This window comes from Pseudomonas sp. R2-60-08W, from assembly GCF_003852335.1.
In the GTDB taxonomy this organism is placed as follows: Bacteria; Pseudomonadota; Gammaproteobacteria; order Pseudomonadales; family Pseudomonadaceae; genus Aquipseudomonas.
The window spans coordinates 274942-297167 of record NZ_CP027731.1; the positions used below are offsets into that span (position 1 = coordinate 274942).

At 62.2% G+C, this 22226-nt stretch carries 20 protein-coding genes; 13 read left to right on the top strand and 7 right to left on the bottom strand.

The features are described 5' to 3' along the window. Position 1: 1 nt before the first annotated feature. From C4J90_RS01125 to C4J90_RS01165, 9 genes are all read left to right on the top strand, one after another. Positions 2-724: a MotA/TolQ/ExbB proton channel family protein gene (locus C4J90_RS01125; RefSeq protein WP_124372371.1), complete on the top strand. Its 723-nt coding sequence runs from the start codon at positions 2-4 to the stop codon at positions 722-724. A gap of 1 nt (position 725) precedes the next feature. Next, a complete protein-coding gene (locus C4J90_RS01130) occupies positions 726-1127 on the top strand; it encodes a biopolymer transporter ExbD (protein WP_010565408.1) in 402 nt (133 codons plus the stop codon). 290 nt (positions 1128-1417) lie between these two features. Next, positions 1418-1999 carry an alpha/beta hydrolase gene (locus C4J90_RS01135; RefSeq protein WP_124419018.1) on the top strand — a complete coding sequence of 194 codons (582 nt, stop codon included), beginning with the start codon at positions 1418-1420 and terminating at the stop codon, positions 1997-1999. Between the two features lie 46 nt (positions 2000-2045). Continuing rightward, entirely contained in the window at positions 2046-2972 is a 927-nt protein-coding gene (locus C4J90_RS01140; RefSeq protein ID WP_124419019.1) for a sigma 54-interacting transcriptional regulator, read from the top strand. Positions 2973-3078: 106 nt separating this feature from the next. After that, positions 3079-3861, top strand: coding sequence for a MetQ/NlpA family ABC transporter substrate-binding protein (locus C4J90_RS01145; RefSeq protein ID WP_124360764.1), 783 nt, complete (start codon positions 3079-3081; stop codon positions 3859-3861). A 371-nt stretch (positions 3862-4232) separates the two neighbouring features. Next, a complete protein-coding gene (locus C4J90_RS01150; protein WP_124365402.1) occupies positions 4233-4898 on the top strand; it encodes an amino acid ABC transporter permease in 666 nt (221 codons plus the stop codon). Next, entirely contained in the window at positions 4879-5538 is a 660-nt protein-coding gene (locus C4J90_RS01155) for an amino acid ABC transporter permease (protein WP_124419020.1), read from the top strand. The genes C4J90_RS01150 and C4J90_RS01155 overlap by 20 nt, the downstream gene beginning before the upstream one ends. Continuing rightward, positions 5535-6311, top strand: a complete 777-nt coding sequence (locus C4J90_RS01160; RefSeq protein WP_124419021.1) for an amino acid ABC transporter ATP-binding protein — start codon at positions 5535-5537, stop codon at positions 6309-6311. The genes C4J90_RS01155 and C4J90_RS01160 overlap by 4 nt, the downstream gene beginning before the upstream one ends. Further along, entirely contained in the window at positions 6308-7162 is an 855-nt protein-coding gene (locus C4J90_RS01165; protein WP_124360768.1) for a transporter substrate-binding domain-containing protein, read from the top strand. The genes C4J90_RS01160 and C4J90_RS01165 overlap by 4 nt, the downstream gene beginning before the upstream one ends. Before the next feature lie 117 nt (positions 7163-7279). Here C4J90_RS01165 and C4J90_RS01170 read toward each other — a convergent pair whose 3' ends face one another. Next, positions 7280-8443: an AAA family ATPase gene (locus C4J90_RS01170; protein ID WP_124413524.1), complete on the bottom strand. Its 1164-nt coding sequence runs from the start codon at positions 8441-8443 to the stop codon at positions 7280-7282. A 121-nt stretch (positions 8444-8564) separates the two neighbouring features. Here C4J90_RS01170 and C4J90_RS01175 point away from each other — a divergent pair, with 121 nt between their 5' ends. The 4 genes from C4J90_RS01175 to C4J90_RS01190 all read left to right on the top strand — a co-directional run bounded on the left by C4J90_RS01175 (position 8565) and on the right by C4J90_RS01190 (position 16207). Continuing rightward, positions 8565-9647 carry an efflux RND transporter periplasmic adaptor subunit gene (locus C4J90_RS01175; protein ID WP_124413525.1) on the top strand — a complete coding sequence of 361 codons (1083 nt, stop codon included), beginning with the start codon at positions 8565-8567 and terminating at the stop codon, positions 9645-9647. Further along, positions 9644-10714 carry an efflux RND transporter periplasmic adaptor subunit gene (locus tag C4J90_RS01180; protein WP_124419022.1) on the top strand — a complete coding sequence of 357 codons (1071 nt, stop codon included), beginning with the start codon at positions 9644-9646 and terminating at the stop codon, positions 10712-10714. Before C4J90_RS01175 ends, C4J90_RS01180 begins: the two co-directional genes overlap by 4 nt. Beyond that, the gene (locus C4J90_RS01185) at positions 10711-13767 is read left to right on the top strand and encodes an efflux RND transporter permease subunit (RefSeq protein ID WP_124360772.1); all 3057 of its coding nucleotides are present in this window, start codon (positions 10711-10713) and stop codon (positions 13765-13767) included. The genes C4J90_RS01180 and C4J90_RS01185 overlap by 4 nt, the downstream gene beginning before the upstream one ends. A 250-nt stretch (positions 13768-14017) precedes the next feature. Beyond that, positions 14018-16207, top strand: a complete 2190-nt coding sequence (locus C4J90_RS01190) for a glycoside hydrolase (protein WP_124419023.1) — start codon at positions 14018-14020, stop codon at positions 16205-16207. Positions 16208-16301: 94 nt separating this feature from the next. Here C4J90_RS01190 and C4J90_RS01195 read toward each other — a convergent pair whose 3' ends face one another. The 6 genes from C4J90_RS01195 to C4J90_RS01220 form a co-directional block, all read right to left on the bottom strand. Continuing rightward, on the bottom strand, positions 16302-16928 hold the full coding sequence (locus C4J90_RS01195; protein ID WP_124419024.1) for a bifunctional 2-polyprenyl-6-hydroxyphenol methylase/3-demethylubiquinol 3-O-methyltransferase UbiG: 627 nt from the start codon (positions 16926-16928) through the stop codon (positions 16302-16304). A gap of 39 nt (positions 16929-16967) precedes the next feature. Continuing rightward, on the bottom strand, positions 16968-17612 hold the full coding sequence (locus C4J90_RS01200; protein WP_034117212.1) for a methionine ABC transporter permease: 645 nt from the start codon (positions 17610-17612) through the stop codon (positions 16968-16970). Further along, positions 17602-18717, bottom strand: a complete 1116-nt coding sequence (locus tag C4J90_RS01205) for a methionine ABC transporter ATP-binding protein (RefSeq protein ID WP_124419025.1) — start codon at positions 18715-18717, stop codon at positions 17602-17604. The genes C4J90_RS01200 and C4J90_RS01205 overlap by 11 nt, the downstream gene beginning before the upstream one ends. After that, complete coding sequence (locus C4J90_RS01210; protein WP_124419026.1) at positions 18714-19529, bottom strand: MetQ/NlpA family ABC transporter substrate-binding protein; 816 nt, start codon at positions 19527-19529, stop codon at positions 18714-18716. Before C4J90_RS01210 ends, C4J90_RS01205 begins: the two co-directional genes overlap by 4 nt. Before the next feature lie 144 nt (positions 19530-19673). After that, positions 19674-21026, bottom strand: a complete 1353-nt coding sequence (locus C4J90_RS01215) for an LLM class flavin-dependent oxidoreductase (RefSeq protein ID WP_124419027.1) — start codon at positions 21024-21026, stop codon at positions 19674-19676. Then, positions 21026-22219 (bottom strand): SfnB family sulfur acquisition oxidoreductase, encoded by a 1194-nt coding sequence (locus C4J90_RS01220; RefSeq protein ID WP_124419028.1) that lies wholly within the window; start codon positions 22217-22219, stop codon positions 21026-21028. Before C4J90_RS01220 ends, C4J90_RS01215 begins: the two co-directional genes overlap by 1 nt. Positions 22220-22226 lie beyond the last annotated feature (7 nt).

The following is a 22226-nucleotide window of genomic DNA, read 5'->3' on the forward strand; positions in this document are numbered from 1 at the left end:
CATCATGGCTTTGGCATCTCCACTTGAATCCATTGAAAGCGCGGTGATCTGGCTGTTGGTGGTCTTTTCGGTCGCCACCTGGGGCTTGGCGTTATTGAAGGGCGTGCAATTCGGGCGCCTCAAGGCCCAGGATCGCCGGTTTCATAAAAAATTCTGGGCTGCCTCAAGCCTGGACGCCGCCGCCGAATTGACCGAAACCCAACCGGGCGCGGCGGCCCGAGTAGCCCATGCCGGTTACGCCGCGATCCAGGTCGGCGATACCCAGCACGCGGCTGACCTGAGCCAGGCTATCAATCATCAAGACCGCCTCGAGCGTGCCCTGCGCCAGCAAATCGTGCGTGAACGCCGCTCCCTGGAGACCGGCCTGGCCGTAGTCGCCAGTATCGGCAGCACCTCGCCGTTTATCGGCTTGTTCGGCACCGTGTGGGGCATCATGGAAGCGCTCAAGGGCATCAGCGCTGCCGGTTCGGCCAGCCTTGAAACGGTGGCGGGGCCTATCGGTGCGGCGCTGGTCGCGACGGGTGTGGGGATTGCCGTCGCGGTGCCGGCGGTGCTGGTCTACAACTATTTCCTGCGTCGCCTGAAGCTGACGGCTGCCGATCTGGACGACTTTGCCCACGACTTCTACAGCCTCGCGCAGAAAAACGCATTCCGCGTGCTGCTGCATCCCGCGCTGACCAAAGCCAGCGCCGGCACCCCGCAAAAAGTGAAGGAGGCGTCCTGACATGGCCTTTTCCACCCAAGACAGCGATGAGGTGCTGAGCGAGATCAACGTCACGCCGCTGGTGGACGTGATGCTGGTGCTGCTGGTGGTGTTTATCGTCACCGCGCCGCTGCTCACCAATGCGATTCCGATCAACTTGCCCAAGACCGAGGCCGTGGCCCCGGTCGAGCAGAAAGACCCGCTGGTGGTGAGCATCGACGGTGCCGGCAAGCTGTTTATCAACAAGGACGAAATCCAGCCGGACCTGCTGGAATTCAACCTGCAGGCGGCCAAGGCCAAGGACCCCGATGTGCGGGTGCAACTGCAGGCTGACGATGGTGTGAACTACGGCGAAGTGGCGCGAGCCATGGCGTCTATCGAGCGCGCGGGGATTACGAAGTTGTCGGTGATTACCGCACGTTAATCGCAACAAAGCCGCGACGATTTTTGGGCCGTTTCCTTGGCAGGGTGCGGCCTTTTTTTTATGTATGGCCGATGAGGTAAATGTGGGAGGGGGCTTGCCCCCGATAGCGGTGTATCAGTATCAGATGTGCTGACTGACAGAATGCTATCGGGGGCAAGCCCCCTCCCACATTTTGACCGGATGCGGGATTGAGATTTTGGTTATTAATAAATAGCTTCTTATTCCTTAACGAATATAAACCGCGTCCCTATACTGGTCAGCAACGTTAAACGCTGCAGGAGGGCACACCCATGCACAGCGAATCGATTCGTTACCTGATCGTGCCGGGCTGGCAAGGATCGCCAGAAGATCATTGGCAAAGTCACTGGCAGAACAGCCTGCCCAACAGTGCGCGCGTGGAGCAGGATGACTGGCTGACCCCGCGCCGCGAAGATTGGGTGGCGGCGTTGGCCGAGGCCATCGCCGCCGACAGCACGCCGGTGATTCTGATCGCCCATAGCCTGGGCTGCATCACCGTGGCGCATTGGGCGGCTACCGCGCCTGTGAATTTTCTGCGCCAGGTGCGCGGTGCCTTGCTGGTGGCCCCGGCGGATGTTGAACGTCCGGCCTGCGCCCCCGCCCTGCGCAACTTCGCGCCGATTCCTACCGACCTGTTGCCGTTTCCCAGCCAAGTGGTCAGTTCCGACAACGACAGCGCCGTCAGCGCGCCACGGGCGTTGGAGCTGGCGCGCCAGTGGGGCGCCGAAGCCGGCATCCTGTCGGGTGCCGGGCATATCAATGTGAAGTCCGGGCATCAGCGTTGGGAACAGGGTTTCGCCTACCTCTATCGCCTGCAAAATCGCCTCGAGCATCACGCTCGGCGCCGTGCATAAAACATTTCAACGCCCCGTCCCTGAGTGGATGGGGCGGGAGCCTGCCATGAGTCTGCATGAAACCTACGGCCAGCCCTTGCTGACCTTTCCCGATGCCGAAAAAAGCCCGCTGAGCATCCGCGCCAAGGCACTGGTGTTCGTCGACCCTCGTTCGCGGCAACTGCGCGAAGACCTGGAAAATCTCGCACCGCGTGCGCTGCCCGTGTTGATTCGCGGCGAGACCGGTAGCGGCAAAGAGCTGCTGGCGCGGCATATTCACCGTGGCAGTGATCGCTCGGGCTTGTTTGTGTCGGTCAATTGCGGCGCGATCAGCCCGACTTACGCCGACGCGGAGCTGTTCGGCTATGCCGCCGGCAGCCACAGCGGCGCGGCGAGCAGCCGGGCGGGGTGGTTCGGTTCGGCCAACGGCGGCACGTTGTACCTGGACGAAATCGGCGACTTACCTTTACCGATCCAGGTCAAATTACTCGCCGCCCTGGAAAACCACGAAGTCACCCGCGTTGGCGCACACCAACCCAGCCCGGTGGACGTGCGCCTGGTGGCCGCCACCAGCATCGACCTGGCCCAGGCGGTGGCAGCGGGCAAGTTCCATGAGCGCCTGTTCCATTATCTGAGCGAAGGTCAATTGGACCTGCCGGCATTGCGCGAGCGGGTCGGCGACATCCTGTCCCTGGCCGAATACTTCCTGGGCATCTACAGCCAGCGCCTGGAACTGCCGGTGCCGCTGATCAGCGACGCCGCCCAGCGCGTGCTGGAACGTCATAGCTGGCCGGGCAATACCCGCGAGCTGGAAAACGTTATCCACTTTGCCCTGTTGGTGAGCAGCGGCGATGAGATTCTGCCCGAGCATCTGAACCTGCCCGCCGCCGGCTCGCCGTTGGAGCAGGTGCAGCGGATTTTCGCGAACGCCAGTCCCACCGAACGGGAGACGCTGCGTACCTTCCTGTATGAGCAAAATGGAATATCAACGTGAATAAAAGATATTGTTCGGGAATAAAAAATCTAGGTATTGTCCACTCCACGCCGCGATAGCACTTCGCTGGCACTCCACATAAAAACGGTCGTTAGAAGGACATTGCATGAAAAAGGTTCTGTTGTTTACCGCACTGGCGGCTGCCCTGACTGCCAGCTTCGCCCAGGCCAACGAGAAACTGGTGGTGGCCGCCACCCCGATCCCGCACGCCGAAATCCTTGAGCTGGTCAAGCCAACCCTGGCCAAGGAAGGCGTAGACCTGCAGATCAAAGTCTTCACCGACTACGTACAACCGAACGTGCAAGTGGCCGAGAAGCGTCTGGACGCCAACTACTTCCAGACCCTGCCGTACCTGGATAACTTCAACAAAGGCAAGGGCACCAACCTGGTGACCGTAGTCGGTGTGCACGTTGAACCGTTCGGCGGTTACTCGAAAAAGATCAAAAATATTTCCGAGCTCAAGGATGGCGCCACCGTGGCTATCCCGAACGAAGGCTCCAACAGCGGCCGCGCCCTGTTGCTGCTGCAGAAAGCGGGTGTGATCACCCTCAAAGACCCGACCAATGCCTTGGCCACGCCGAAAGACATCGCCAGCAACCCGAAAAACCTGAAATTCAAGGAGTTGGAATCAGCCCTGCTGCCACGCGTGCTGGACCAGGTTGACCTGGATCTGATCAACACCAACTACGCGCTGGAAGCCGGCCTGAACCCAGCCAAAGACGCGCTGATCATCGAAGACGCCAAGTCGCCCTACGTGAACTTCCTGGTCGCTCGCCCGGACAACAAGGACAGTGACGCTATCCAGAAACTGGCCAAGGCCCTGACCAGCCCGGAAGTCAAAGCCTTCATCGAGAAGAAATACAACGGTGCGGTGGTGCCGGCGTTCTGATGTAACTCAAAACCCCCTTCAAGGTTTCAACGCCGGTGGCTGGTACAGCACCGGCGTTTTTTATTGCTGAAAATTTGGAATGCAATCGAAAGGTGGGAGGGGGCTTGCTCCCGATGGCGGCAGGTCAGCTACACATGAGCTGACTGACAGACTGCTATCGGGGGCAAGCCCCCTCCCACATTTGATCTTGATTCCACCGTAAATCTTCAGTGTGCCCCCTCCCGGCGACCTTAGCTTTTTGGGTGATATCAATATGCTATTTCGGTATTTAAAGTTTGCTTTTTATACCTTTAAAGTTCGCGCTACCCGACGTTACCCACGCCGGAACGGATAGCGCTCGCCGCATTATCCTGCGGCGTCATGGACTCAAGATGACCTTCGATTTTGCTTTTATCCTCAGCACCTTGCCGGCATTTCTGAAAGCGGTCGGAGTGACGCTGCAAGTGGGTCTGATCGCCATTGCCACCTCCTTGCTGGTGGCACTGATCAACGCAGCGCTGTTGGTGTTTCGCACCCCCTACCTGTCGCGGCTGGTGGCGCTGTATGTGGAGCTGGCGCGTAACACGCCGCTGCTGATTCAATTGTTCTTCGTGTATTTCGCGCTGCCGGCCCTGGGCTTGAATATTTCCGGGTTCTGGGCGGCAATTATCACCATGACCTTCCTCGGCGGCGCCTACCTCACCGAAGTGCTGCGCGCCGGTGTGGAAGCGGTGCCAACGGCACAGATCGAGTCGGGCAAGTCCATCGGCCTGTCCGACTGGCAACTGCTGCGCCATGTGATTCTGCCCCAGGCCGGCATCCTCAGCCTGCCGGCGCTGTTCGCCAATTTCATCTTTCTGCTCAAGGAGACCACGGTGGTTTCCGCTGTGGCGGTGCCCGAGATTCTCTACACCACCAAGAGCTACATCGCGCTCTACTACAAGACCTACGAAATGCTCGCCGTATTGACGCTGATCTGCGTGCTGCTGTTCTTGCCGTTGTCGCTGTTGCTCAGCCGTTTGGAAAGGAGGCTCCAGCATGGCCAGTTCGGGTCTTGAATTGTTATGGGTGTCGTTGCCGCAACTGGGCAAGGGCGCTGCGCAAACCCTGTCGATTTCATTCTTGAGCATCGCCTTCAGCACGGTCGGCGGCGTGTTGTATGGCGTATTGCGCACCTTGGACAACCGCTTGATCAATGCGCTGCTGCGGGTTTACCTGGAGCTGTTTCGCGCCATCCCGGTGCTGGTCTGGCTGTACCTGTTGTTTTTCGGCCTGCCGATCTTCTTCGGCCTGAGCATCCCCAGTTTCTGGTGTGCGGTGCTGGTGTTGTCGTTGTGGGGCGCCAGTGAAGTCGGCGAAGTGGTGCGCGGCGCCTTGCATTCGCTGCCCCGTGGCCAGCGCGAAGCCGGCTTGTCGATCGGGCTGTCCGGCCCGCAGTTGTACGGCTACGTGCTGCTGCCCCAGGCCCTGAAACGCATGACGCCGCCGACCATCAATGTCTACACGCGGATCATCAAGACCAGCTCCCTGGCGGTGCTGATCGGCGTGGTGGATGTGATCAAGGTCGGCCAGCAAATCATCGAGCGCACCTATGAGTCGGTGTTGATCTACGGCGCGCTGTTCCTGTTTTTCTTCTTTATCTGCTACCCGTTGTCGGCCGCCTCCAAGGTGCTGGAACGGCGCTGGGCCCAAGCATGAGCGCATTGATCGAGTTTCAGGGTTTCAACAAATTCTTCGGCGAACAGCAGGTGCTCAAGGGCATCGACCTGAGTGTGCACAGCGGCGAAGTGGTGGTGATCCTCGGCCCCAGCGGTTGCGGCAAAAGCACCTTGCTGCGCTGCCTCAATGGCTTGGAAGTGGCTCACAGCGGGCACTTGCGGTTCGCCGGCAACGAGCTGCTGACCAAGCATACCGACTGGCGCCAGGTGCGACAGGACATCGGCATGGTGTTCCAGAGCTACCACCTGTTCCCGCACATGAGCGTGCTCGACAACATTCTGCTCGGCCCATTGAAGGTGCAAAAGCGCGACCCGCGTGAAGCGCGTGAGCAGGCGGAAAAACTGCTGGCGCGCGTGGGCTTGGCCGACAAGCGCGACGCCTTTCCACGCCAGCTTTCCGGCGGCCAGCAGCAACGCATCGCCATCGTCCGTTCGTTGTGCATGAACCCGCAGGTCATGCTGTTCGATGAAGTCACCGCCGCCCTCGACCCGGAAATGGTCAAGGAAGTGCTGGAAGTCATCCAGGACCTGGCCCGCGACGGCATGACCCTGCTGATTGTCACCCACGAAATGGCCTTCGCCCGCGCCGTCGCCGACCGCGTGGTGTTTATGGAGGCCGGTCGCATCCTCGAACAGAACACCCCCGAGGCATTCTTTACGAACCCGCAAACCGCACGCGCGCAGCAGTTCCTGGAGAAGTTCTCCTTTGTTTCAACACTGCCCAGAAAGATCAAGGAACCGGAGCTGCTATGAAAAAGTTACTGCTGCCACTGTTTGCCGTCGCGTTACTGGCCGGCTGCGACAAGAAGGCCGAAGAGCCTGCCAAACCTGCCGCCAGCGCGGTGAGTGCGATCGACAAGATCAAGGCCCGCGACAAGCTGATCGTCGGCGTCTTCACCGACAAGCCGCCGTTCGGCTTCGTCAACGAAGCCGGCCGCTACGTCGGCTTCGATACCGACATCGGCCGCCAATTCGCCAAGGACCTGTTGGGCGATGAAAACAAAGTCGAGTTCGTCGCCGTGGAGCCGGCCAGCCGTATCCCATTCCTGCAAAGCGATAAGGTCGATCTGATCCTCGCCAACATGACCGTGACCCCTGAGCGCAAGGAAGCGGTGGACTTCACCAACCCCAACCTGAAAGTCGCGGTACAGGCCCTGGTGCCGAACGACAGCCCGGTCAAGAACCTGGATGACCTGGCCACCCGCACCACCATCGTCACCACCGGCACCACCGCCGACATCTGGTTGACCAAGCACCACCCGGACTGGAAGCTGCTCAAGTTCGAGAAAAACTCCGAGTCGCTGCAAGCGCTGTCGGCCGGCCGTGGCGATGCCTACGCCCAGGACAACCTGGTGCTGTTCAGCTGGGCCAAGCAGAACCCCGGCTACCGCGTGCTGGAGCAGAAGCTCGGTGACGAAGCACCGATTGCCCCGGCGGTTAAGAAGGGCAATATCGAACTGCGCGACTGGGTGAACGCAGAGCTGGCGAAGTTGGGTGAAGAGAAGTTCTTGCTCAAGCTCTATGACCAATATGTGCGTAAAGAGCTGAGCGATGACACCAAGCCTGAGAGTGTGATTGTTGAAGGGGGCAAGTGGCAGGGCTGATAAAGCTATCGGGGGCAAGCCCCCTCCCACATTTGAATACATTCACACATCAGAACCTGTGGACCCAATCCAGTGTGGGAGGGGGCTTGCCCCCGATGAGGCCTGTGCAGTCGCCCTCTATTCCGGCCATTGCCACGCCGGCGCATCCAGCATCCCTTGCCCCACAATCCGCGTCTCCCCCAGCACCTTCTCCAGCACAATCGAATTGCACTCTTGATCCTGCTGCAACGCCGCAATCAAGCGGCTGGCATGGGACACCACCCACACCTGGCACTGCGCCGACGCCTGGATGATCAAGCGCGCCAACGCCGGCAACAGGTCCGGATGCAAGCTGGTTTCAGGCTCGTTCAGCACCATCATGGTCGGCGGCCGTGGCGTCAGCAGCGCGGCGATCAGCAGCAGGTAGCGCAAGGTGCCGTCCGACAGCTCTGCCGCCGACAACGGGCGCAGCAGACCTTCCTGGTAAAACTCGATGGCAAAGCGCCCGCCCTGTAACGGTTGGATACTCAGGCGTGCGCCCGGGAATGCATCACTGACGGCGTGCTGCAACGCCTCGGCGTCGCCCACTTCCCGAATCGTCTGCAACGCGGCCGCCAGATCCCGACCGTCGTGATGCAAGACCGGCGTGCGCGTACCCAATTGCGGTTGGCGTACCGGCGCATCCCCATCGCTGCGAAAGTGGTCATAAAAGCGCCAGCCACGAATGCTCTCGCGCAGCAGCAACACTTCCGGCGAGCCGCGCAGGTTACCCACCTGATCGAACAGGCTGTGGTAGTTGGGCGTGTGCTGGGCCAGCACATCCCAGGCGCGGCCTTCACGCGCCCGCACCATCGGCCCGGAACGTTGCACCAGCAGGCTGGCCGGGCGGTAGAGGGGGCCGGCCCAGATACATTCCTTCTTGATTTCCGGGTCCAGTTTGAACTCGCTGCCGGGAACCGGAATGGGCATTCCCAGGGAGATGGCATAGCTGAAGTCCTCCCCGGCAAAGCCCAGGCGCAAGCGTTTGACGCCTTGGGCCACGACGGCCTCCACCGGCACTTCGCCGCTGTGCATGCGCCGGCTGATGGTTTCCGGTCCGGCCCAGAACGTCGAGTCCAGCCCGCCCTCCCGGGCCAGGGCATTGATCACCCCGCCCTGGGCGGTTTCGGCCAGCAGGCGCAGGGCGCGATACAGGTTGGACTTGCCGCTGCCGTTGGGGCCTGTGACCAGATTCAAGCGGCCCAGGGGCACCACCAATTTATTGATCGAGCGGTAATTGGCCACCGCGAGGGTCTTGAGCATGGCAATTGAGTCGGTAGGGGAACCATTGAAGTATGGGATCCTCCATGCAGATAAGGAACCCTGATCTAAGCTCACAGTCGCATACACACTGGCACGTCGGCATCACGCAAAAGGAGCCTGCATGGGCGGTCGCATTTCCACATTTTTATTCGGGCTTGGCTTACTGACGCTGCTGGGCGGTTGTGGCCAGGAAAAGACCGAGCCCAAGGCCCATTCACGGGTGTTCGTGCAAACCGTGCAGCCGGCGGATTTTGCCGCAGCGGTCACGCTGACCGGAGATGTTCAGGCGCGGGTGCAAACCGATTTGTCCTTTCGGGTGGGTGGCAAGATCATCCAGCGCCTGGTCGACGTCGGTGATCGGGTGACGGCCAAGCAAGTGCTGGCCAAGCTCGACCCCAAGGACCTGCAGACCAACGTCGATTCCGCCCAGGCCCAGGTCGTGGCCGAGCAGGCGCGGGTCAAGCAAACCGCCGCCGCCTTCGTGCGCCAGGAAAAACTCTTGCCCAAGGGCTACACCAGCCGCAGCGAATACGACGCCGCCCAGGCCGCGTTGCGCAGCAGCCAAAGCGCCCTGGCCGCCGCCCAGGCGCAGTTGGCCAACGCCCGTGAACAACTGGGCTACACCGCGCTGATCGCCGATGCGCCGGGCATCATCACGGCGCGCCAGGCTGAAGTCGGCCAGGTCGTCCAAGCCACCCTGCCGATCTTCAGCCTGGCCCGCGATGGCGAACGCGACGCGGTGTTCAACGTTTACGAATCGCTGCTGGTGGAGCCGCCGCCGGACGCGCCGATCACCGTCAGCCTGCTGGATAACCCGAGCATCAAGACAGTGGGCAGAGTTCGCGAAGTCACCCCTGCCGTGGCCGCCAATACCGGCACCGTGCAAGTGAAGATCGCCCTGCAAAGCCTGCCCAAAGGCATGGAGCTGGGCTCGGTGGTGAGCGCCACCGCCAATGGCCCGGCCAAGGCCAGCATCGAGTTGCCGTGGTCGGCCTTGACCAAGGACCTCAGCGAACCCGCCGTGTGGCTGGTAGACGGCGACGGCAAGGCGCAACTGCACAAGGTCACAGTGGCGCGTTACCTCACCGGCAAGGTGATCATCGGCGACGGCCTTAAAGGCGGCGAAAAAGTCGTGGTGGCCGGTGGGCAATTGCTGCACCCCGGCATGCTCGTCGAAATCGCCCAGCAAGGAGCCCAGCCATGAAGCACCTGACGGTTATCCTCGCCGCCAGCCTGTTGCTGGTGGCCTGCTCCAAGGAAGACGCGCCGCCCGAACCGGTGCGCCCGGTGTTGTCCATGGAGGTGAAGGCCGAAGACCAGGCACAGCTCGGCCGCTTTGCCGGCACCATTCAGGCCCGCTACGAAAGTAACCTGGGCTTCCGTGTGCCGGGCCGTATCGCCCGCCGCGCGGTGGACGTGGGCGCCGAGGTGGAGAAGGGCGCCTTGCTCGCCGTCCTCGACCCCACCGACCAGCAGAACCAATTGCGCGCCGCCCAGGGTGACCTGGCCCGCGTGCAGGCACAGTTCATCAATGCCCAGGCCAATGCCCGCCGCCAGCAGGAGCTGTTCGACCGTGGCGTCGGCGCCCAGGCGCAGTTGGACGTGGCCCAGACTGACCTGAAGACCACCCAGGCGACCCTTGACCAGGCCCGCGCCTCGGTCAATCAAGCCAAGGACCAGCTCAACTATGCCGAACTGCGCACCGACCACGCCGGCATCGTCACCGCCTGGAACGCCGAGGCCGGCCAGGTGGTCAGCGCCGGCCAGCAAGTGGTGACCCTGGCCCGCCCGGACATCAAGGAAGCGGTGATCGACCTGCCTGCCGGCCTGGCCGAGCGCTTGCCGGCGGATGTGGTGTTTCTGGTGGCCGGGCAACTGGACCCCAGCGTGCACACCACCGCCATCGTGCGCGAGATCGAGCCCCAGGCCCAAAGCGCCACGCGTACCCGGCGCGCACGCTTGAGCCTGACTGACACGCCCACCGCGTTTCGCCTGGGCACCGCCATCAGCGTGACCTTGAGCAGCGCCATCGCGCCGCGTATCGAGCTGCCGTTGAGCGCCTTGCAGGAAGTCGACGGCAAGACCCGCATCTGGTTGCTCGACACCCAGAGCCAGACGGTGCAACCGCGTGATGTCACGGTTATCAGCCGTGACGTCGACAGCGCAGTGCTCAATGGTGGCATCAAGCCCGGCGAGCGCGTCGTCACCGCCGGTGTGAACAGCCTGAAACCCGGGCAAAAAGTCAAAATCGACGAGGACAGCCCGCGATGAAAGGCAGCTTCAACTTATCCGACTGGGCCATCAAGCATCAGTCCTTCGTCTGGTACCTGATGTTCGTCGCGTTGCTGATGGGCGTGTTTTCGTACATGAACCTGGGCCGCGAGGAAGACCCCTCGTTCACCATCAAGACCATGGTCATCCAGACCCGCTGGCCGGGCGCGACCCAGGAAGAAACCCTCAAGCAGGTCACCGACCGCATCGAGAAAAAACTTGAGGAACTCGACTCCCTCGATTATGTGAAGAGCTACACCCGGCCGGGCGAATCCACGGTGTTCGTGTTCCTCAAGGACACCACCAGCGCCAAGGCTATCCCGGAGATCTGGTACCAGGTTCGCAAGAAGATCGACGATATACGCGGCACCTTCCCTCAAGGTTTACAGGGGCCGTCGTTCAACGACGAATTCGGTGATGTGTTCGGCTCGGTGTACGCCTTTACCGGCGATGGCCTGTCGATGCGCCAGTTGCGCGACTACGTGGAGCAGGTGCGCGCTGAAATTCGCTCGGTGCCGGGTCTGGGCAAGGTCGAGATGATCGGCCAGCAGGACGAAGTGATTTACCTGAATTTTTCCACACGCAAACTGGCGGCCCTGGGCATCGATCAGCGCCAGGTCGTGCAAAGCCTGCAGTCGCAGAATGCCGTGACCCCCGCCGGCGTGATCGAGGCCGGGCCGGAGCGGATTTCCGTGCGCACCTCGGGGCAGTTCGCCTCGGAGAAGGACCTGGCCAACGTCAACCTGCGCCTGAATGACCGCTTCTATCGCCTCGCCGACATTGCCGACATCAGCCGGGGCTACGTCGACCCGGCGCGGCCGATGTTCCGTTTCAACGGCAAGCCGGCGATCGGCCTGGCGATTGCGATGCAAAAGGGCGGCAATATCCAGTCGTTCGGCAAGGCGTTGCACGGGCGCATGGATGAGCTGACCGCCGACCTGCCGGTGGGCGTCGGGGTGCACAAGGTTTCGGACCAGGCTGAAGTGGTGGAAGAGGCGGTCGGTGGCTTTACCAGCGCGTTATTCGAAGCGGTGATCATCGTGCTGGTGGTGAGCTTTATCAGCCTGGGCATGCGTGCCGGGCTGGTGGTGGCGTGCTCGATTCCGTTGGTACTGGCCCTGGTGTTTGTGTTCATGGAATACAGCGGCATCACCATGCAGCGGGTGTCGTTGGGCGCCTTGATCATCGCCCTCGGCCTGTTGGTGGACGATGCGATGATCACCGTGGAAATGATGATCACACGCCTGGAAAAAGGCGAAACCAAGGAGCAGGCCGCGACTTACGCCTACACCTCCACAGCGTTCCCGATGCTCACCGGCACGCTGGTGACCGTCGCCGGTTTCGTGCCGATTGGCCTCAACGCCAGTTCGGCGGGGGAGTACACCTTCACCCTGTTCGCGGTCATTGCCGTGGCGATGTTGGTTTCGTGGGTGGTGGCGGTGCTGTTTGCGCCAGTGATCGGCGTGCATATCCTCAGCGCCAACGTGAAGCCCCATAGTGCCGAGCCGGGGCGCATCGGCCGCGCGTTCAATGGCGGCATGTTGTGGGCCATGCGCAACCGCTGGTGGGCCATCGGCATCACCGTGGGCCTGTTTGTGGCGTCGGTGTTCTCCATGCAGTTTGTGCAGAACCAGTTCTTCCCGTCGTCGGATCGCCCGGAAATCCTCGTCGACCTCAACCTGCCGCAAAACGCCTCGATCAACGAGACGCGCAAGGCGGTCGACCGTCTGGAAGCGATCATCAAGGACGACCCGGACATTACGCGCTGGAGCACCTATATCGGCCAGGGCGCGATCCGTTTCTACCTGCCCCTGGACCAGCAATTGGAGAACCCGTACTACGCGCAGTTGGTGATCGTCAGCAAGGGCCTGGAAGAGCGCGGCGCTTTGATTGCGCGCCTGCAGAAGCGCCTGCGCGATGATTTCGTCGGCATCGGCAGTTTCGTGCAACCGCTGGAAATGGGCCCGCCGGTGGGACGACCGATCCAGTATCGCGTGTCCGGCAAAGACACCGACCAGGTGCGCAAGCACGCCATCGAACTGGCGACCCTGCTCGACCAGAACACCCACCTGGGCGAGATCATCTACGACTGGAACGAGCCGGGCAAAGTGCTGCGCGTCGACATCGCCCAGGACAAGGCGCGGCAACTGGGGCTGTCGTCCGAAGACGTGGCGCAGTTGATGAACAGCGTGGTCAGCGGCGCCTCGGTGACCCAGGTGCACGACGACATTTACCTGATCAATGTGGTCGGCCGCGCCGAAGACGCCGAACGCGGTACACCGGAAACCTTGCAGAACCTGCAGATCGTCACGCCCAACGGCACCTCGATTCCGTTGCTGGCCTTCGCCACCGTGCGCTACGAGCTGGAGCAGCCGCTGGTGTGGCGTCGCGACCGCAAGCCGACCATCACCATCAAGGCCGCAGTGCGCGACGAGATGCAGCCGACCGACCTGGTCAAGCAGCTGGCGCCGACCATCCAGCAGTTCAGCGACGGCCTGCCGGTGGGTTACAAGGTCGCCACCGGCGGCACCGTGGAAGAAAGCGGCAAGGCCCAGGGCCCGATTGCCAGCGTGGTGCCGCTGATGCTGTTCCTCATGGCCACGTTCCTGATGATCCAACTGCACAGCGTGCAGAAGATGTTCCTGGTGGCGAGTGTCGCGCCGCTGGGGCTGATTGGCGTGGTGCTGGCGCTGATCCCCACGGGCACGCCCATGGGCTTTGTGGCGATCCTCGGTATCCTCGCGCTGATTGGCATCATCATCCGCAACTCGGTGATTCTGGTGACACAGATTCATGAGTATGAGGTGGCGGGGTATTCGCCGTGGGATGCGGTGGTGGAAGCCACCGAGCATCGGCGCCGGCCGATCCTGCTCACGGCGGCGGCGGCGAGCCTGGGCATGATCCCGATTGCCCGGGAAGTGTTCTGGGGGCCGATGGCCTACGCGATGATTGGCGGGATCATCATCGCCACCTTGCTGACGCTGTTGTTCCTGCCGGCGCTGTATGTGGCCTGGTACAAGATTCGCGAGCCAAAGCAGGAAGAACGCGGTTAAAAATGTGGGAGGGGCTGATCGTTCCCACGCTCCGCGTGGTAACGCCTCCTGGGACGCTCCGCGTCCCGCCAAGCGCTGCAAATTTCGGCTACTGCGCACAGGTGACGCGGAGCGTCACGGGCCGCATTCCCACGCGGGAGCGTGGGAACGATCTTTGAGATGTGGGAAGCTTCTGAAAGTGACGCCTGTTGCCCTAGTCACCCGTTGAGTGTTTTACCCTCCGGCCTCCACTTCTCAACGGTCGCCTGCCATGAACCGTCTGCGTCATACCTTGCTGATCTGCTGCTGCTTCCTGTCGCCCCTGGCCTTTGCCAGCACCGTATTGGAAAACCCGTTGTGGCGAGTCGAACTCGACCCGGCCACCCTCGCCATCCGTGTGACACCCAGCGGCCAACCCGAGGTTCAAGCCTCCAAAGGCGTATCGGCCCGCGCCGTCAGTCAACTCGCACAAAACGATCAACAGGTCAGTTGGCAATGGGACGACGGTGCCTATCGCGTGACTGCCAGCCTTGAGCAGCGCGACCTGCTGCTGTCGATCAGGGCGCGGGAAGACGGTGAACTGCCGATCCTTGTGCAGCCGGCGAGCGCCCTGGGCAAGGGGTTGATGTGGCCGTTGGCCGAAGGGCATTACGTGCCGGCCGGCAATGCCCTGTGGAGCGAGTTCCTGGTATCGCAGGGCGAAATCAACACCACCCAGGACCTCAGTCTGCCGTTGTGGGGGGTCGATCACGGCGCCTTCACCTTGAACTGGCTGCTGACCAATCCCTACAACAACCGTCTGCGCTGGCAAGGCCAGGCGTTGTCGTTGGCCCATGAGTTCACGTCGCTCGCACCTGCCGCGCCCATGACCCTGTTGTTGCACCTGGGCGAAAGCGACCCGCTGGCCGGCGCCAAGCGCTATCGCCAATGGCTGGTCGAACAGGACCGTTACGAACCCTTGGAGGCCAAGCTGCGGCAAACGCCGGGTGCGCAAAAACTGCTGGGCGCCAGCCATGCCTACCTGTGGGGCAATGACCTGCTGGCGCTGGAGGATGTGCGTGATTGGCCGCTGTTGCTCAAGCGCTTGCGCGATCATGCGCTCAAGGGCCTGTTGGACAAGGACTCCGCAGCGCTGCTGGCGCAGCCGCGCAGGTTGAATCGCTACGAGCAAACCGTGCTGTTGCGCGGCCTCAACGCGGCGATCAACCAGAAGGCCCGGCAGAGCTGGCAGGTGGACGAGCCCGATATGACCCGTCTTGCCGCCCGCTACGGTGAGTTGCGTCGCGAACTGGTCGTGGATTTTGCCGGTGCCCTCGGCGGTAGCCCCGACACCTGGGGCAGCAAGGTAGTACAGACACTGCGCGACGCCGGGCTGCCACGCTTGATGCTGACCCTGGGCGAAGGCTGGGAAGGCGGCCTGTGGCACCCCGAAACCATCCGCGCCGGTGTCGACGCGGGCTACCTGATGGCGCCCTACGACTCCTATCAAACCGCGTTGTCCGCCACCGAAAACCCCGACTGGACCACCGCCCACCTGGGCAGCAAGGCCTACCGCGACTGCGCCATTGTATTGAAGGACGGCCAGCTCAAGACTGGCTTCCAGCGGTCCGGCCACTACACCGATCCGCGCTGTGTGCGGCCGTTATTGGAAGCGCGGGTGAAAGCCGTACAGGCCAGGGCCGGCTTCAACGCCTGGTTTCTCGATGCGTACGCTACCAGCATGCTGCTCGACAGCTACCGCGACAGCGCACCGATGACCCAGGCGCAAAACGCTGAAGGCAATATCGATGCGTCCCGTTGGCTGAGCACCACGCTGCAATTGCCGACAGGCTCCGAAGACGGCAACGCCGTCACCGCCCAGGGGATCCTGTTCGCCCATGGCATGCAAACCCCGGTGCTGGGCTGGGGGGATCGCGACATGACTCAGGACAAACAGTCGCCCTACTACGTGGGCAACTGGTATCCGCCGGAGCAACCGGCGGTGTTCTTCAAGTCGGTGCCGCTGAACGAGCCGTTTCGCACGCTCTACTTCGATCCGACGCTGCGCCTGCCGCTGTACCAGGCGGTGTTCCATGGCTCGGTGATCACCACCCATCACTGGCTGTTCGATAGCCTCAAACTGAGCAATGTGCGGGCTGAAAATGAGCTGACCCAACTGCTCTACAACGTACCGCCGCTGTATCACCTGAGTGCTGCGACGCTCAAGGAACGGCTGCCGTTGATTCAGCGCCAGGACCGTTTTTTCCGCCCACTGCATGAGCGATTGGCGACTCAGGCGATGACCGGGTTTCGCTGGCTGACGGCGGATCGGCAGGTGCAGGAAACCATGTTTGCCGATGGCACGCGGCTGGTGGCGAATTTCTCGGCGGGAGAAAAACGAGGCTATGCCGGGCGCAGTGTGACGGCGCTGGTGGAGGGTGAAAAGCCGGTGGTGTATCAGGTGGATCAGCGGGGCCATTGAGACCATCGGGGGCAAGCCCCCTCCCACATTTGGAATGCGTTCCCCTGTGGGAGGGGGCTTGCTCCCGATAGCGTCAGCCCAGGCAATACATCACTTAAACCCGACGCCACACACTGGCCAACCAAGGCTGCTGCTCCCGAGGCAGTCCAGCGGGGCGGTGGTAATGCTCCAACTCCACAAACCCCGCCGTCGTCAGCAATGCCTGCCAGGCCGCCAGATCGTGATAAGACCCATACCGTGGCCCATTCCAGCCTTCCTGGTTGTCACCGCGAGGGTTGGAGCTGAACAGCACGCCCCCAGGCTTCAACGTGCCATGCAGTTGCTTGAGGACCCGGGGCAATTCCTGCTTGGGAATATGAAACAGCACCGCATTGGCAAACACCCCATCGAAGCGCCCGTCGGGCAGGTCCAGCTTGAGGAAGTCCTGCTGCAACACCTCACAGCCACTGTCGTCCCGCGCCATCTGTGCAAACCGTTCGGAACCATCGAGCCCCACAGCGATATGCCCCAGGCGTGTAAAGGTCTGCAGATCCCGCCCCGGCCCGCAGCCAAAATCCAGCACGGTAAAAGGCGGCGTGCCCTGAATGTGCCGCAGCAACGCGTCGATGTTCTGGCTCACATCGTGATCGCGGGTGCCCTCGCGGAAGTCTTCGGCCACTTTGTTGTAATGGCTGAGGGTGGTGGCGGTGATCTGGTTAAGGTCGTCGGGCTTGAGGGTCATGACAGGCAATACCGGGCGCTGGGATGCGCCGACTATACCTCACCTCTTGTTCAGCACCCGCGCCAGTCGATCGCCGCCGAGTTGGATCACCGCCACCAACACCACCAACAGCACAATCACCGTCAGCATGATCTGCGTATCGAAGCGCTGGTAGCCATAGCGGTACGCAATGTCGCCCAAGCCACCGGCGCCAATCGCCCCGGCCATGGCCGACGAGTTGATCATGGTCACCAGGGTAATGGTGAACCCGCCGACGATCCCCGGCAGCGCTTCGGGCAACAGCACGTGCCAGATGATGTGCCAGCGGCGGCACCCCATGGCCTGCGCCGCTTCGATCAAGCCATGGTCGACCTCGCGCAGGCTGACTTCGGCGATGCGTGCAAAGAACGGCGTGGCCGCGATGGTCAGCGGCACGACTGCCGCCCATACGCCGTAGGTGGTGCCGACGATCAGGCGCGTGAACGGGATCAGCGCCACCATCAGGATCAGAAACGGAATGGAGCGGAACAGATTGACGAAGGCCCCGAGCACCCGGTTAAGCGCGGGCGCCTGGTAGATGCCGCCTTTGTCGCTGGTGACCAGGAATACCGCCAGCGGAATCCCCACCAGCAAGGCGATCAACGACGACACGCCCACCATCAACAAGGTGTCTATGGCGCCCTGTACTAAACGATCAAACCACATAGCCCAGCACCTCCACCTGTTGTGCCCAGTTCGCGGCGCGGTTGCGCAGTTCTTCGGTGCTATGGGGCGAGCCATTCACCGCCAGCAGCAGTTGCCCCAAGGCATGGCCCTGAATCCGTTCGACGCCGCCCTGCAGCAGACGCACACGCCCGCCGAGGGCACTGAACAGCGCGGCCAGGTCGGGTTCATCGCTGGCACTGCCGGTGAACTGCAAGCGCAGTACCACGGCGGCTTCCGGCGATGCAGGCTGGGTATGCAACCGGTTTTGCAGTTCTTCCGGCAGCCCATGTTGCAGCGGCGCCAGCAGAGTCTTGCTGACCTCGTGTTGCGGGTTGCCGAACACTTGCCACACCGGGCCTTGCTCGACGATGCGCCCATGCTCCAGCACCACCACGCGGTCGCAGATGTCGCGGATCACCGCCATCTCATGGGTGATCAACACGATGGTCAGGCCCAGGCGCTGGTTGATCTCGCGCAGCAGGCCGAGGATCGATTGGGTGGTTTCCGGGTCCAGCGCCGAGGTGGCCTCGTCGCACAGCAAAATCTCGGGGTCGTGCACCAGCGAACGGGCGATGCCCACGCGCTGTTTCTGCCCGCCCGAGAGCTGCGCCGGATAGGCCTGGTGCTTGTCTTGCAAACCCACCAGTTCCAGCAGCTCACGCACCTTTTGCTCACGCTGCGGCTTGGGCACCCCGGCGACCTTGAGCGGCAGTTCGACGTTCTGCCAGACGGTCTTGGCCGACATCAGGTTGAAATGCTGGAAGATCATGCCGATGCGCCGGCGCAGCGCGACCAGGCGGTCTTCATCGAAGCAGCCGATATCCACCTGATCGATCAGCACGCGCCCGCTGCTGGGTTGTTCCAGGCGATTGATGGTGCGGATCAGCGACGACTTGCCGGCGCCGCTGCGGCCGATGATGCCGAACACTTCGCCGCGCGCAATCGCCAGGTCAATGCCTTGCAGGGCATGCACCGTGCCGTCATAGGTTTTGCCCAGGTTGATGAAACGCACATGGGCGCTGTTCAAGTCCGGATGCAGTTCGGTCTGCTCGGCGTCCCTGGGCAATGTGCCCAGGTCGCGCAGTTGGGCGTTGGCGGCGGTCATTTTTTATCGTCCCAGCCGACCTGGTAGAGCTTGCCGAGGGATTTATCCAGGGCGGCGCGCACCGTCGGCGAGTGCTGGTAGATGTCGACGAACTTGATCACCCTCGGGTCGGTTTTGCTCTTGGGCTGGATCACGAACTGGATCACGTATTCCGGGTGGTCGAGGCCATCGAACAGCAGCGCCGACTCGGCATCGAAGGTCTTGGACAGGCGGATGTACGCCGGGTAGCCCTGCACCAGGTCGGCGTCGTCATAGGCGCGTACCAGTTGCACGGCCTCGACTTGCAGGATCTTGATCTTTTTCGGATTGCTGACGATGTCTTCTTCAGTGGCCTTGTAGCCCACCCCCGGCTTGAGGGTGATCAGCCCGGCCTTGGCCAGCAGTTGCAGGCCGCGCCCGCTGTTGATCGGGTCGTTGGCGATAGCCACGCTGGCGCCTTCGGGCAGGTCATTGAAGCTTTTGTACTTTTTCGAATACAGGCCGACGTTGTTGATGATGCCCGGCGCGTAGGGCACCAGGTCAAAGCCGGCGGCGGCCTTGGCGTTTTCCAGGAAGGGGATGTGCTGGAAGTAGTTCACGTCGATATCGCCGGCGGCGAGGCTGACGTTCGGCGCGATCCAGTCGGTGAATTCCACCAGTTCGACCTTCAAGCCCTGTTTGCCGGCTTCTTCTACAGCGGCTTCCAGGGGAATCGCGAAGGCGGCGGTGGTGCCGACTTTCAACGGCGCATCGGCGGCGAATACGGCCGAGCTGAACAAGCCAAATGCCAGGGCCAGTGCTTTGACTGGCTGGGTGAGCAGTGCTTTTTTCATAAATTTTTCCAGTCATAAGGTATTGGTATAAACAATGAAGATCCAATGTGGGAGGGGGCTTGCCCCCGATGAGGGAGTGTCAGTGAATGCCGCTGCGTCTGACCCACTGCTATCGGGAGCAAGCCCCCTCCCACAATTTTTGGTTCAGTGTCGATAGGTAGACCCGGTGTGTTGTTCGGGAAGACGCGCAGTGCCATGGAAGACTTTTTCGCGCAGCGTTCCCTGCTCATATTCAGTCTTGTACGACCCACGCTTTTGCAGCTCCGGCACCACCAGGTCGATAAAGTCCACATAGCTTTCCGGCGTCACAATGCGCGTGAGGTTGAAGCCATCCAGGCCGGTTTCGCTGATCCACGATTCCAGTTCGTCGGCGACCTGCTCGGGCGACCCCACCAGCGTGATGTAGCGCCCACCGAGGGCGTGCTGCTCGAGCAGTTTGCGTCGGGTCCAGTCGTTGTTCTGCAGGTTCTTGGTCGCCGACTGGATGGCGTTGCTCTTCACGTACTGGATCGGTTCATCCAGTTCGTACTCGGAAAAGTCGATGGCCGTGGAGGCCGAAAAGTGCGCCACGCCGGCCTCCGCGCTGGCATAGCTGAGATACTCGGCGTGCTTGGCCCAGGCCAGTTCCTCGGTCGCGCCGACGATCACGTTCAGGCCCATGAACACCTTGATGTCATCCGGATTGCGCCCGGCCTCTACCGCGCTGGCGCGCACCTTGTCCACCTGGATTCGGGTCGCGGCCTTGTTCTGCCCGCTGATGAACACGCACTCGGCATGGCGCCCGGCGAACTGCAGGCCACGGTCCGAACTGCCGGCCTGGAACAGCACCGGCGTACGCTGCGGCGATGGCTCGCACAGGTGATAGCCCTCCACCTGGTAGAACTCGCCATGGTGTTCGACCTTGTGCACCTTGCCTGGCTGCGCATACACCCGAGCCTGGGGATCGTTGACCACCGCGTCATCCTCCCAGCTGCCTTCCCAGAGTTTGTACAGCACCTCCAGATATTCATCCGCCTGGTCATAGCGGCGGTCATGCTCGACCTGCTCGGTCAGCCCCATGGCCTTGGCGGCGCTGTCGAGGTAGCCGGTGACGATGTTCCAACCCACCCGGCCCTGGCTCAGGTGGTCGAGGGTGGACATGCGCCGGGCGAACAGATACGGCGGCTCGTAGGTCAGGTTGGCGGTGAGGCCGAAGCCGAGGTTCTGGGTGACGGCCGCCATGGCCGAGACCAGCAGGAGCGGGTCGTTGACCGGCAACTGGATTGCTTCCTTGAGCGGCACGTCGATGGACTGCTGGTACACGTCATACACGCCGACGATATCGGCGATAAACAAACCGTCGAACAGCCCGCGCTCGAGGATTTTTGCCAGGTCAGTCCAGTACTCGAGGGTCTTGTACTGGGTGGACGTGTCCCGTGGATGGGTCCACAAACCGTGGTTGATATGCCCGATGCAATTCATGTTGAAGGCATTGAGCAGGATTTTTTTCTTGCTCATCAGATGGTCCCCCGCAGCGGCGGGTTTTCATCGTTAAGGTAGTAATTGCCCACCGCGTGGTATTTCCAGCGCACCGGGTCATGCAGGGTGTGCACCCGTGCGTTGCGCCAGTGGCGATCCAGGCCATGCTCGGCCAGGGTCGCCTGGCTGCCGGCCAGTTCGAACAGCGTGCTGCCGGCGGCCAGGGAGATTTCGGTGCTCAAGGCGCGCACTTCGGCGACGGCGATGGACGCGGCCGCGACGGTCTGGGCATTGCTGTCGGCCTGGGCGCGGTCGAGAAATTCGCCCGAGCGCTCCAGCAGCGCTTCGGCGGCATGCAGGCGAATGCTCAAGTGGCCGAAGCTCTTCAAGGTCAGCGGGTCATCAGTGGCCTTGTCGCTGCCCGAGTCGATCCAGGGACGGGTCTTGGTGCGTACAAAATGCAGCGCGTCTTCGAAGGCGGCGCGGGCGATACCGGTGTCGATGGCGGCATGAAGAATCTGCGCCAAGGGGCCGACGGTGGTCGGGCGTTCGAAAGCGCTCTGGAACGGGATCACGTCCTGCGCCGCCACCCACACGTTGTCGAACACCACTGAGCCGCTGCCGGTGGTGCGCTGGCCGAAGCCGCTCCAGTCGTCGATCACGCTCAGGCCTTCGCTGTCGCGCGGCACAAAGGCCAATTGCTGCACGCCGTGTTCATCCACCACCGAGGTGGGGATGCGCTGGGCGTAGATCGCGCCAGTGGAATAGAACTTGCGGCCGCTGATGCGAAAACCCTCGCCATCACGCGTGAGCGTGGTCACACGGTCGTGGGCGGTCTTGGTGCCCAGCTCCGCCAGGGCGTTGCCAAAGCGCTGGCCGGCCAGGACCTCGGCGTACAGGCGCTGCTGCTGCTCGGGGCTGCCGTTGACCCGCAGCACTTCAAGGGCATAGAAGTGGTTCTGCGGAATCTGTCCCAAGGACGCATCCGCCTGGGCGATCAAGGCGATGACCTTGGCCAGGGTGACGTTGGACACGCCAGCACCGCCGTAGGCCTTGGGCACGCTGATGCCCCACAGGCCGGAGCGCGAAAAGGCGTCAAGCTCGGCCAGCGGCAGACGGCGCTCGCGGTCGCGCTGGGCGCTGTCGCGGCGCAAGTCTTCAGCCAGGTCGCTGGCGACAACAAGGGCTTGTTCGTCGTTGGTGATGACCGCGACGGGGTGAGAGAAAGTCATGATGTTC